Source organism: Microbulbifer maximicatervae (SeqCode) (assembly GCF_052468155.1).
The window spans coordinates 3,323,320-3,335,310 of the sequence record NZ_CP174335.1; the positions used below are offsets into that span (position 1 = coordinate 3,323,320).

Annotated in this window: 13 protein-coding genes and 1 riboswitch; of the genes, 3 read left to right on the forward strand and 10 right to left on the reverse strand. The window is 49.2% G+C overall.

The window, feature by feature from the left end:
* Window positions 1–8: 8 nt before the first annotated feature.
* The 4 genes from ACJJIY_RS14345 to ACJJIY_RS14360 all read right to left on the reverse strand — a co-directional run bounded on the left by ACJJIY_RS14345 (window position 9) and on the right by ACJJIY_RS14360 (window position 4,012).
* A complete protein-coding gene (locus ACJJIY_RS14345; RefSeq protein WP_445358151.1) occupies window positions 9–890 on the reverse strand; it encodes a phosphotransferase in 882 nt (293 codons plus the stop codon).
* Between the two features lie 12 nt (window positions 891–902).
* Entirely contained in the window at window positions 903–1,553 is a 651-nt protein-coding gene (gene pnuC / locus ACJJIY_RS14350; protein WP_444957989.1) for a nicotinamide riboside transporter PnuC, read from the reverse strand.
* Window positions 1,546–1,809 carry a hypothetical protein gene (locus ACJJIY_RS14355; protein WP_445358152.1) on the reverse strand — a complete coding sequence of 88 codons (264 nt, stop codon included), beginning with the start codon at window positions 1,807–1,809 and terminating at the stop codon, window positions 1,546–1,548. The genes pnuC and ACJJIY_RS14355 overlap by 8 nt, the downstream gene beginning before the upstream one ends.
* Before the next feature lie 61 nt (window positions 1,810–1,870).
* On the reverse strand, window positions 1,871–4,012 hold the full coding sequence (locus ACJJIY_RS14360; RefSeq protein ID WP_445358153.1) for a TonB-dependent receptor: 2,142 nt from the start codon (window positions 4,010–4,012) through the stop codon (window positions 1,871–1,873).
* Window positions 4,013–4,067: 55 nt separating this feature from the next.
* Window positions 4,068–4,183, reverse strand: a riboswitch (TPP riboswitch).
* Window positions 4,184–4,244: 61 nt separating this feature from the next.
* Between ACJJIY_RS14360 and ACJJIY_RS14365 the strand changes: the two genes are divergently transcribed.
* Window positions 4,245–5,081 (forward strand): SDR family NAD(P)-dependent oxidoreductase, encoded by an 837-nt coding sequence (locus ACJJIY_RS14365; RefSeq protein WP_445358154.1) that lies wholly within the window; start codon window positions 4,245–4,247, stop codon window positions 5,079–5,081.
* A 407-nt stretch (window positions 5,082–5,488) separates the two neighbouring features.
* Here ACJJIY_RS14365 and trmA read toward each other — a convergent pair whose 3' ends face one another.
* The gene (trmA, locus tag ACJJIY_RS14370; protein ID WP_445358155.1) at window positions 5,489–6,577 is read right to left on the reverse strand and encodes a tRNA (uridine(54)-C5)-methyltransferase TrmA; all 1,089 of its coding nucleotides are present in this window, start codon (window positions 6,575–6,577) and stop codon (window positions 5,489–5,491) included.
* A 53-nt stretch (window positions 6,578–6,630) separates the two neighbouring features.
* On the opposite strand from trmA, the gene ACJJIY_RS14375 reads away from it, so the two are divergent.
* Window positions 6,631–7,035: a secondary thiamine-phosphate synthase enzyme YjbQ gene (locus tag ACJJIY_RS14375; protein WP_444897647.1), complete on the forward strand. Its 405-nt coding sequence runs from the start codon at window positions 6,631–6,633 to the stop codon at window positions 7,033–7,035.
* 308 nt (window positions 7,036–7,343) lie between these two features.
* Here the strand turns inward: ACJJIY_RS14375 and ACJJIY_RS14380 are convergent, their stop codons facing one another.
* The 5 genes from ACJJIY_RS14380 to rimK are packed head-to-tail and all read right to left on the reverse strand — an operon-like array spanning window position 7,344 to window position 10,796.
* Entirely contained in the window at window positions 7,344–7,838 is a 495-nt protein-coding gene (locus ACJJIY_RS14380; protein ID WP_444897646.1) for a DUF1003 domain-containing protein, read from the reverse strand.
* The gene (locus ACJJIY_RS14385; RefSeq protein ID WP_444897645.1) at window positions 7,810–8,298 is read right to left on the reverse strand and encodes an ATP-dependent zinc protease family protein; all 489 of its coding nucleotides are present in this window, start codon (window positions 8,296–8,298) and stop codon (window positions 7,810–7,812) included. The genes ACJJIY_RS14380 and ACJJIY_RS14385 overlap by 29 nt, the downstream gene beginning before the upstream one ends.
* Entirely contained in the window at window positions 8,282–8,809 is a 528-nt protein-coding gene (locus ACJJIY_RS14390; protein WP_444897644.1) for a mechanosensitive ion channel domain-containing protein, read from the reverse strand. The genes ACJJIY_RS14385 and ACJJIY_RS14390 overlap by 17 nt, the downstream gene beginning before the upstream one ends.
* A 29-nt stretch (window positions 8,810–8,838) precedes the next feature.
* The gene (locus tag ACJJIY_RS14395; protein ID WP_445358156.1) at window positions 8,839–9,891 is read right to left on the reverse strand and encodes a succinylglutamate desuccinylase/aspartoacylase family protein; all 1,053 of its coding nucleotides are present in this window, start codon (window positions 9,889–9,891) and stop codon (window positions 8,839–8,841) included.
* Window positions 9,891–10,796: a 30S ribosomal protein S6--L-glutamate ligase gene (gene rimK, locus ACJJIY_RS14400; RefSeq protein WP_445358157.1), complete on the reverse strand. Its 906-nt coding sequence runs from the start codon at window positions 10,794–10,796 to the stop codon at window positions 9,891–9,893. Before rimK ends, ACJJIY_RS14395 begins: the two co-directional genes overlap by 1 nt.
* 208 nt (window positions 10,797–11,004) lie before the next feature.
* On the opposite strand from rimK, the gene ACJJIY_RS14405 reads away from it, so the two are divergent.
* Window positions 11,005–11,868: a LysR family transcriptional regulator gene (locus tag ACJJIY_RS14405; protein WP_444897641.1), complete on the forward strand. Its 864-nt coding sequence runs from the start codon at window positions 11,005–11,007 to the stop codon at window positions 11,866–11,868.
* The last annotated feature ends 123 nt before the right edge of the window (window positions 11,869–11,991 follow it).

Here is an 11,991-nt window from a genome sequence, read left to right on the forward strand (position 1 = left end):
GGGATTACTCAGCTGAGGCTGTGAGCCGATAGGCCTTTCAATAACTGTTGGGCTTTTTTCCCGATATATCTCCCTTGCTCCGGGGACCTTTGGGTTTGGTTACTCCATTGTACCCCGTGCCAGAGAATACAAAGGTAACCGTAGATCAGCTGCCATAACTCCAAGCGTTGATTGTCTTCAGGTGACACAGTGCGATTAAGATAGCACTCCAGTAAACTATTTTGCTCTCGCTGATTCAAGTTGTGTTCCTCTACCAAAACAGCGAGGTCATAGAATTTATCCCCCATTGCTGCGAACTCCCAGTCGATAGCGTATAGCTTGTCAGAGGGTGCCCAGATCAGGTTGCCAACCGTTAGATCGTTGTGACACAGGCAAATTTCGTCGCCCATCCGAAAAGCAGCATCAATTAATTGCGGAAGTTTCTCTTGCAGTGTGTCGAGCAAGTGGAAATAACTGGCTCGCTTATCGATAAACTGCCTGTAACTAGAGATTTTCTCACCGATGTTTAATTGGGCATCAATTGCAGGGGAACCGTGTATACGGCGCAGCAGATCGGCAAGTTTTTCCAAACTGTGGGCGACATTTTTATCCCAGGGAGTGCCTTCAATATAGCGGGTCAGCAAATATCGGTAATGCGGGTCACAGTAAACCAAAGAAGCACAACTGTCGGAATATGTGGCAGCTTGCAGCGCCTGCTGTTCAGCAGCCCTGTCGAGATTGAGCTGATCGCTGATGCTGGAGTTTATCCGGAGCACCATCCGCTGATCGGCGGACTCAACCAGAAAGGCGTTATTGGTCAGCCCCCCAGCCAAGGCCCTGACCACCCTGGGCCGGGCCTTGCTCCAATGATGCCAATCGTTGGGGATGATGTTGCTCAAGTCCTGGCTCATATCAGTTGGTCACTATGCCGCTGCCATTGTTTGAGGAGCGCTATCGGGTTGTTGTTTCTCTTTTCGGAAAATGGCCAACCACTGGAAATAGCCAATCACAACCAGCACCAGGTACAGCATAAACAATACGGCAGTAAGGTAGAGTTCTCTGTCCAGGTAGAGATAGATTGAAGCACCGTCTACGACAATCCAGTAAAGCCAGTTCTCCAGTACCTTCCGGGTGACCATATAGGTGGTGACGATTGCCCCCAGAGTCGTGAATGAATCCAGGTAGGGGAGGGCGGCACTGGTGTTGCGATCCAGCAGGTAGCCGATCAGTAAAGTCAGTATCAGGGTAGCGCCAATAACTATTGAGTGGGTTTTTCCGCTCCAGCGATGGATTTTTAAATCGTCTTGCCGGTTGCGGTGATTTCGCCATTGCCACCAGCCATAAACCGCCATCAGCAGATAGAAAACCTGTAGTGCAGACTCCATTAACAGGCTGACATCCCAAAACAGAAACAGATAGATCGCCGTACTGATAAAGGCAGCATACCAGCAGCTGATTTTCTCCCTCATGGCTAGAAGCAAATAGGCCAGAGCCAGTATTACAGCGGCTACTTCCCAGAGGGACATGGCTGCAATCGAAGCGCTGATTGCGGTACTGATATCCTGGTCAAACATGCGCTTCTCCCGGGGCCAGGTCGCCGTCAATAAACTTGCATACAAAAATGGCGCGGCCAAACTGTTCGTAGGATTTGCGCATTTCCAACTTGAGCACATCCATCAGCAGATCGTAATCGCCAAACACCTGAGTACTCATTGTATTGGTGATTACCTTGAGTTTTGGATGGCTGTTTAACTGTGCGATAAACGCTTGAATAGCTGGGATGTACTCGTCCTTTAACGGATACATACTGATTTCGACAGAGAGCTGCATAATTCCCCTCTTGATAGAGAGTTTTGGAGCAGCGAAACGCTGCCCCAAAGTCACTGAGTGATTAGAAGGTGTAGGTGCCTGTTATCCCGGCAATCCGGGGCTCACCATACTGATAGTAGGGCTCGGGTGCGTAGCCATTGGCCGGGTTGTTGCCATACTGGTTACTGAAGTAAAACCCGCGCACATAGTAATCTTCGTCAGTCAGGTTTCTTCCCCACAGGGCAACATCCCAGTTATCTCCCTGGTAGGTCAGGCGAGCATTGACCAGTTCGTAGGCTGTGGATTTTTCGTCGTGGCTGTTTGAGAAGTAGAATTCGTCTTTACCCTCAAGCTCCAATCGCAAGATCAGGTTGGGAAGCAGATCGATTTCTGTACCGGTGAAGAACTGGTAGTTGGGGGCGTGAGCGATATCACGGCCATCCAGATCAACCGCAGCCAACACTGTTCCTGCGTAGTCATCGCGGGCATCGACATGGGAACTGCTTTCGTAGTCTTTAAATTCTGCATTCAGCCAGCCAGCAGAGGCGAAAAAGCGCAGGGCGTCGGTAGCCTGATAGTTCAGTTCCACCTCAAGACCAGTAGTGCTTCCGCCGGCAGCATTGGCAAGGTAGTCACTAAATGAGTAGTCGGCAGGGTTAAAGATAGAAACCTTGGCCTGAACGTCATCTCGATCCTGGTAGAAAGCCGCAACCTGGGCTTGCAAACGATTCTCCAGCCAGCTGCCCTTAATACCTAATTCATAGTTGAGCATATGTTCGGTATCGAACTCGAACATGTCACTGTTGATCTCTGTGTTGCTTGTTGATTCTGAGATGATTCTGCCGTTTACACCGCCGGCTTTATAGCCTCGGGAAACCGTAGCGTAGAGCAAGGTGTTGTCGGTGTAATGGTATTGCAGGGAGATATTGCCGCCCCACAGGTTTTCTCCATTATCTGCATCGATGTTATAGGAATCTGAGTAATCGGCTTCGCGTCTTTCCAATCTCAGACCGGTGATCAAGTTGATCGCAGGGGTGATTTCCGTAGAGAGCTGGCCGTAGATGGCAGAGTTTTCAGTATCAAAAGTGCTGCGGAAGCTCTGGTTGCGATTAAGGTCCTCGCGCTCCGTGCGGCCATAAAGGCCCACAACCCAGTGGCTGCGATCCCAGAATAACTTGGACTCTTCGGTAGAGAGTGCGCGAAGGTCAATGCTGATATTGTCTTTATCGCGCTGGTAATTATCTGTGGAGCTGTATTCCCAAGGATGAAAGCCGACATAGCTCCAATCCTCATCGTAGCCATATTCTGTATCTGAATCGGCGAGGCTGAGGGTGCCTTCTAGGGTAAAGTTCTCGTTACCAGACCATTGAGCAGTCAATGCGCCGGCAAAGGTTTCCTGGCGATCCCAGCCGGGCTGGTCAGATTGGGTTTCGCGAGTGTTATAGAGAGAGAAAGCATCGTAGCCATTATCAACGTTGATATAGAAGAGGGTAACGCCCAGCTTTAAATCGTCGGACGGGGAGTAGGCCAGCTTACCGCGCAGTACAGACTCATCAATATTGCTGGTGTCATCGCGGTTGAGATACACATTCTCGGTATAGCCGTCGGATTTGCGTTTGCTGGCAGCCAATCGATAGCCAAGAGCATCGCTCAAAGAACCACCGGTAGCCGCAGACAGGCTCTGTCCATTGTACTCACTCAGCTCGGCGGACACCTTGGTGGTCGACTCACTGGTAGGCGCTGCACTGGTCATGTTGATCAGGCCGGCCAGGGCATTAGCGCCGTACACCGTGCCCTGTGGGCCCCGCAGGATTTCCACTTGATCGATATCCAGGGTGCTGGCTGCGAGCCCCAGGCCAGTAAAGTCGATACCGTCGATGATCAGGCCAACTGAGGGGTTTACTGGATCGATAAACTGGCTGCGCTCACCAATGCCGCGAATCTGTACAAATCGTCCCCTGGAGGCGCCAGACGAAAAATTCACATTGGGCGCCATGTTCAAAAGCTGGTCCAGGTTGGCCGCGCCCCGCGCATCGATCGCGCTTTCATCCAGTACGGTAACACTGGAAGGTAGCTCCAAAAGGTTGGTTTCCCGTAGCTGTGCCGTAACCACCACTTCCTCAAGCCCGGTTTCTGCGGTATTAGCGGTGGCGATACCGGCGAACAGGCTGCTGGCAAGGCTGACAGACCAGGCAATAGGGTGGGTGGGAAACTGTTTTTTCATGGTTCTCTCTCGAATAACGGCAGTGAAAGAGACCCGGAGTGCGACGTGGGGAGGTTTTGCTTTGTCTACCTATTCCTACGCCGGTATTAACCGGATCAGGTTCAAGGGTTTGTCGCGACAGACCAATTTGATCCCCGGACATCTCAGGCAAGGCCACCCCTTAGGTTTTGCGGGCGCGATGATAGCAGAAACTGGGGTATAAAGTGGTAAAAGCAAGGAAGGGAAAGCGCTTATGGATCAGGTATCTTACTTCAGTGGCAAGACGGCACTGATTACCGGTGGTGCTTCTGGAATCGGTGCGGCCTTGGCCTGTCGACTGGCAGCACTTGGGGCTCAAGCCATTATCGCGGATATCCAGCAGGACCTCGCTACGCAGGTTGTCAGCCAAATACAGGAGTCCGGTGGGAGAGCATCGTTTGTTCACTTGGATGTTCGTAACTTTGATCAATTTTTTCAGGTCATTAGTGAAATATCTCCGTTAGATTTCCTTTTTAACAATGCTGGTATAGGGGTGGGTGGATATTTTTCCGATCATAATCTTGAAGATTGGAAAGCGGCGATTGATATCAATTTGTTTGGCGTTTTTCATGGGCTCCAATGTGGTTTTCAGGTCATGAAGCGCCAGGGCTTTGGCCATATTATCAATACTGCCTCGATGGCGGCTTTAGTTCCGTCGCCAGCAATGGCTGCCTACTCAGCCTCCAAGAGTGCTGTGGTAGCAATATCAAAGGCTATTCGCCCTGAGGCTGAGTCCTGTGGTGTTCGAGTGAGTATTTTGTGTCCCGGGGCAGTATCAACGCCGATTTTGCAGGGAGGTGGTGTCAATGGGCGGATGCCAACTCCCATTCCTCCTCAACAGCAAGCAGAGATGTTCGAGCCTCTGGGGCCAATATCTGCTGATGCTTTTGCAGAAAAGGCTTTGTTTCAAATAGCAAAGAACAAAGAAATCATTGTTGTGCCAGCAAAACTTAAGTTGCTGTGGTGGCTGGAAAGATTGTTTCCCTCTTTGCTGTGTCGCCTTTCCTTTAAACAGATGGAAAAAATACTTCAGCCGTTGGGACTAAAATAATTGTATCTTTGGAAAGGCGGAGTAAATTGGGAAATGATAATTTCCTGTGACCACTGTGGTGAAGTTTGGGAGTTTTCTGCTAAGACCCTGTCGAATATTCAAGGAATAGCACGGGATTTTCCTGAGGGGCGCATTACTGCAAGCTTAGTAAAGGCGCTGAGAAGGGAACTTAAGCTGCCCATGCTCTACAGCAAAAATTTTGCTAATCATTTGACTATGAGAGAGGGGTGCTGTTTTTTCTGCCAGGAGCCCTTGGGGATAGCGGAAACTTTTATAAAACACTGTCGGGGCTGTGGTGCCTTGAATTTGGATCGCAGATTCGCCTAATAGGGAGTAGCTAATTTAGAAGCTCCCAGCGCGCCGAAATAACAGCACGCCGGGGTGGGGTAGAGGAATAACGGAAGCGATTACTTCTTCACCAACAATAAACCTGTTTCAGTATGGTCGGTATAGGGGAACTGATCGAAGAGCGCGAAGCGCTCGATGCGATGGGTTTTGGTCAGCGATTCCAGGTTTTCCAATTGGGTTTCCGGGTTGCAGGAGATGTACAGGATTCTCGGGAAGCGGGCGACCATCGCACAGGTGTCTTCATCCAAGCCCGCTCGGGGGGGATCAACCAGGACGGTGGAGAAGTCGTAGCTATCCAGATCTATATCCTTAAGGCGGCGAAAGGGGCGTACCTTATCGATGGCCTGGGTAAACTCTTCACTGGATAGACGTACGATATCCAGATTGGTGATCTGGTTGTTGGCGATATTCTCCTGGGCCGAATTTACCGATACCTTGGAGATTTCAGTGGCCAGGACCTTGCGGAATTTCTCGCTGAGCGGGATGGTGAAATTGCCATTGCCACAGTAGAGCTCCAGCAGATCGCTATCACTGTCTCCGCAGGCACTTCTCGCCCACTGGATCATGGAACGACAGATCGCTCCATTGGGTTGGGTAAAGCTGCCTTCCACCTGTTTGTACTGGTAAGTTTTCCCATCGATATCCAGTTTTTCGGTAACGAAGTCACGCACCAAAACCACTTTTTGCTTGCGCGAGCGCCCCAAAATCGGGAATCCCAGCTGTGCCTGGAGTGCTTTGGCTTCCTGCTCCCAGGTCTCATCCAGTTTCTTGTGGTAGATCAGCGTAATCAGCGCATCACCATTCAGCGTGGTAAGAAACTCGGCGGAGAACAGGCGTTTGCGTAGGACTTCGCTATTATTGACAGCAGCCAGCACCTTCGGCATCAACTGGTTCATCAGCTCAGAGCCGACGGTAAACTCATCGATGATAAAGGGCTTCTTGTACTCACCCTGGCGGTACATGGCGTAATTGGCTACACCTCCCTCATGCCACACCTTGAATTCGGCGCGCAGACGGTAGTGAATGGGCGGGGAGGGGAAGAGTTCCGGCTCCAGGTCAGTGAACTTGCTGTAAGCCTCTTGCAGGCGCTCGGCCTTGTTTTGAAGCTGTTGTGGGTAGTCGTCAGTATTAACGCGGTACAGTGCCATATTACAATGCGGTGTCAGTACAAAAAGCGGGCGCGAATTATATAGGAAACCGTATGGCAATAGGTGAGATAAAAATTCCGGTTCATGGACAGGGGCTTCACGAGTTTACCGGCAGTGTAGTTGATTGGGTCAGTGATCAGGCCCTCGATGAGGGTCTGTGTACACTTTTTATACAGCACACCTCTGCAAGTTTACTGATTCAGGAAAATGCCGACCCCAGTGCGCGCCGTGACCTTGAGAACTGGCTCAATCGACTGGTGCCGGAAAATGACTCGCTTTATACCCATACCCTTGAAGGGCCAGATGATATGCCGGCTCATATCAAATGCAGCCTTACCGCGACCAGCTTGTCCATTCCAGTGCAAAAGGGGCGCTTGATGCTGGGTACCTGGCAGGGGATCTATCTTTGGGAGCACCGCCATCACCACGGGGCTCGGCACGTTATCCTGCATATTTGATTCAATACCGCGCGTTGGTGGCGATAGCTAGATGGCTACGCCAACTGCTTGGCAGTACTGTCTCTCCAGTCGGGTGCAAAGTCGTCTAGCTGGATCAGGCCACATTCAAAACTGCGCTGCTAGATGCGACAGAGATCATCACTTATGACGCCTGTAGCGGGGAACGACTCTGTGAAAGTCTCTGGCCCCCCACTACTTGGATGCGCCCGAAGCGCTAGTGGGCGATTGCAGTTCATCTCCGGCCAATAAGCGCTGATCCATACCAGAATTTGGAGGTGCGCTTTATAGGGGGAGTGAACTTTTAATCACTAATCAATGGAAACGGCGATACCGTTTTTTAAAGAATCAAGCTTCTCATGTAGTCGCATGACTTCAATTTCCAGCTTTAGATTGATCTGGAACGCGGCTTCTTGCTTGAGTCGGTCTTTCTCTGCTTGGCGATTTTGAGACATCATAATTATAGGAGCTTGGAAAGCTGCAAGTGTTGATAGTCCTAAATTCAGCAATATATAGGGGTATGGATCAAAGGCGTTATCGGCCATAAAAAAATAACTGTTGGTAATAATCCATACCGCGATAATCAAAAAGAATAGGCAGATAAAGCTCCAAGACCCTCCGAAACGTGAAACTCTATCAGCAACTCGCTCACCGAAAGTGAGTGACTCAACATAAGTATCATTGACATTCTCTGCCAAGGTCGTTTGATCGGCGATACTGTTGATGACTCGCTTTTCGGAAGTGCCAAGCTCTTTGATATCCTTTCCCATCAGGGCCTTAGTTAAATTCTGAAAATATTTTTTCATCTCTTCCGCTCCTTTCAGTCAATGGGGAGTCTGTGATCATAAAGTTTTCTGAGGGGTCAATCAGAACCCGGCTGCCCATACCCTCACGCCCCAGTAGCATGAGGTAAGACATATCAGATCTGTCTGTCAGCGTAATTTCAATCGGCCATTGCTGGCCAGCCAAATCAAGCTGGGTTTTGACCACATAGCGTTCCTCAGATTTTCCATTAGATGACTTGATGCGTCGAACATCAAAAAGTGGTGATTCACAAGCAACTACCTTATCAACATTATGGATATCTGGGTGGATATCAAAGGTGACCCAAGCACGACCATTTTTTTTCAAACGCCGGATGTTATCCACGTGCAGAGAAGATGTTTTAGCACCAGTGTCCACCCTTACATGTAAATCGGAGATGCTTAATTCTGGTAAATTACAGACCTCTATTGCACCGATTGTAATTTTATTTGTTGATTTCATCTTCAACATCCTTTTTCACTGGCTTATTGCGAGTGATTCTTACGGCCTTTTGAAATACCAATGAATTCGGATAGGTGACTATCGCATTAGCTTCATCATGCATAATGACATGAAACAGAGTTATCTCTTTGACTTGTCCAATAACCGTATTGTCTCCATCAATAATCTCCACCCAATTTCCCACTCGATAAGGGAAGAAAAAAAATACAATAATACTGGCAGTGGCATTACTTAGCAGGGACCATTGGGCAAACAGTGCAACACCTAAAAAAGCCAGAGACGATCCGACCAGTACGCCCACGTCCTCAACACTGCTACCCGTCAGCGCAATGCCAGCTACGACACCAATAAATACCCAAACCAGCTGTATGGATTTGATGACATAATCGATACGGCTTTCATCAATATGGCGTTCAGCACCTACTCGATTAACTAGTATTTTTATTGCCCGATTACCTAGGATTAAGCCGATAACTACAGTTAGCAATATCCCGGCTGTGTATAGACCCATAAATTTCTCCTATTACTGCATCTGTCTAATCAATCTACTATTGACTCAATATCAGGCGAAGACAGCTCAGGGCTTTCTTCAAGTACCACCTGCATTTTTTCAATGATGGAGGCAATGTTTTCGTCACTTTCCGAAAAATAAGCTATATGGAACATGGCATCACCTTCCTGCGCCAATGGGATGTTCTGCTTACCGATGATAATGCCGGACTTATTTGCAGTGACCTTGGCTAAACTATCTCCGAAAGGTGTACCTATGTCTGCCAGAATATCGCCTTTGGTAACCTGATCGCCCAGCTCTTTTAGAGTGTTCACGAACCCACTGGCAGAAGCGCGTATCCAAGTACTGTTGTTGGCCACAAAGGGCATCACTTTTTTTCGCCTGATCTTGCGCTTTAGCATGCCCAGCTTGCTCAATACATTGATAACACCACGAACTCCGGCCCGAATCGATATTTCATCAAAACGTAATGCTTGACCTGCTTCATAAAGTAAAATCTTTGTCTCCCATTCCACTGCGGCTTGACGCAGTGAACCATCCCTCAGGTTGGCATTGAGAAGTACTGGTACACCAAATGCCTCTGCTAATGCTCGGGTTTCTGGATCTGACAAATTCGCTCGAACTTGTGGCAGGTTAGAGCGATGGATGGCGCCAGTATGTAAATCAATGCCATAGTCGCAGTGCTGAACGACCTCCTCCAGAAAAATAGAAGCGACCCTTGCAGCCAATGAGCCTTTTTCAGAGCCCGGAAAACAGCGGTTCAGATCGCGCCTGTCGGGCATGTAGCGGCTCTGGTTGAGCACGCCATAGACATTCACCATTGGCACCAGAATCAAACTCCCTATCTTTAGATTCAGGTATTTTGAGTTAATCAGGCGGCGAATGATCTCTATGCCATTCAGCTCATCGCCATGCACTGCGGCTGAAACGAACAGCGTTGGCCCCGGTTTTTTTGCACGCACGACGTGAATAGGGATAAAAATATCCGTATCGGTGTACAGATTTGCTACCGGTATTTCCAAGCGCCTTGATTGGCCGGGGAGGATGTCCACTCCGGCAATCGTCAACTTATTGTCTTGCATCAGCCTTTCCCCCGGGTGCGGGTGTGATTGGGCTTGGCTTTGGCTTCGATAAACTCATAGATCATACCGGCGACATCCTTGTTGGTTGCTGTTTCTATACCCTCCAGCCCAGGAGAAGAGTTGACTTCCATCACCACCGGCCCGTTCTTGGATTGCAAAATGTCTACGCCACACACACTTAAGCCCATAACTTTGGCGGCATTTACCGCCGTAGTGCGCTCTTCTTTGGTCAGGCGCACCAGCTTTGCTGAGCCTCCGCGATGCAGGTTAGATCGGAATTCCCCCTCCGCTCCTTGCCGCTTCATGGCTGCAGCTACCTTGCCCCCAACAACCAAGCAGCGGATATCGGCGCCTCCGGCCTCCTTGATAAACTCTTGCACCAATATGTTGGCTTTTAGCCCCATAAAGGCTTCGACAATGCTTTCGGCAGCCCTGTTGGTTTCAGCCAGCACCACCCCGATACCTTGGGTACCTTCCAGTAGTTTGATCACAACAGGAGCACCCCCCACATTTCTGATCAAATCCTTAATATTGTCGGGTTTGCTTGCGAATCCAGTTCTGGGCAAGCCCACATCCTTGCGAGACAACAGTTGCAGCGAGCGAAGTTTGTCTCGAGAGCGGCTAATAGCCACAGATTCATTGACACAGAAAGTGCCCATCATCTCGAACTGACGTACAACAGCCGTGCCATAGAACGTGATTGAAGCGCCTATTCGGGGAATGACGGCATCGTAATACGGCAATTCTTCACCGTGATAGCGAACGGTCGGGCGGCTTCGGGTAATGTCCATGTAGCAGTGCAGTGTGTCGATAATGTCTACCTGATGGCCACGAGCCTCTCCGGCTTCTTTCAAGCGGCGAGTGGAATACAACCCTGGGCCCCGGGACAAAATTGCGATTCTCATATGAAGTTCTCCTAGGGCTAAAATGGGCGCATTTAGCCAAATTTTTCAACTTTGATAAATATTACTGGTTGTTGATTTTGTTGCTTAAATCGGCTTATATCCTATAAATACAGAGCCTCAGATCTGGCGGCGATCTTACGTCCTCCCAGAACCCTGGGTAAAACGAGTTATTTTTTTGTTTTTGATAAAATATTTTGATTGAAGTGGTATGAATACAGACCTTTTGCGCACTTTTTTGGAGGTTGCGAAGACCCGTCACTTTGGTCGGGCTGCTGAGAACCTGTTTTTGACCCAATCAGCGGTCAGTTTTCGGATCAAACAACTGGAAGGTGTAGTTGGGGTGAAACTGTTTACCCGCGAGCGCAACAATATACTGCTCACCCCAAGTGGTGAGCGGTTGTTACCTCACGCGGAAAACTTACTAGCGGGCTGGCAGGCCGCGCTACAGGATGTAGGTGTAGCCGACCAGAAGTGCTTGCAAATATCGATTGGAGGGACATCAAATTTGTGGGATACCTTCTTGCAGTCCCTTCTTCCGCAAATGGCTGGGGCATTTCCGGGCCTCTATTTGCGTACCGAGATTAACCCTCAGCGAGAATTGACAAGGGCACTCCTCAGTGGTCGATTAGATATTGCGGTACTTTTCGATCCACCCAAGGTATCGGAGCTGAGAACCAGCCCAATAGGTGAGATGGAACTGATGTTTGTCTCTAGCGAAAATGTCTCCTGTGCGGAGGATATTGAGCGCCTAGGTTATATCTTTGTAGACTGGGGGACAGCGTTTAACTTACAGCATGCCAAGTTCTTTGATCAGGCTATTGCGCCAGTACTGCACACAGGACAGAGCCACATAGCACTAGAGTTCTTGTTAACGCATGGTGGAGCTGCATTCCTGCCCAGCAATCTAATTGAACCTCTGCTTGCAGAGCGCAAGCTGTTTGAAGTGAAGCATGTTCATCGTGCCAGCCGCAGTATTTTTGCAGTCTTTAATGAGGAAAGTGAAAACAATAAGGCCTTTATGCCAGTGGTTGAGTTTTTAACCCAGCGTGCGGCCAAAACGTTATCAGTCTAGGTAAAAAATTTTCGTCAGGCTGAGTTCTTTTCGTTTTACAGCAGGGAGAGTTTCCCCAGTATTTGTTTGCCAGCATATATGGTACGACGGTTAGTTATGACCACAGATTTCAATATTGTGGCC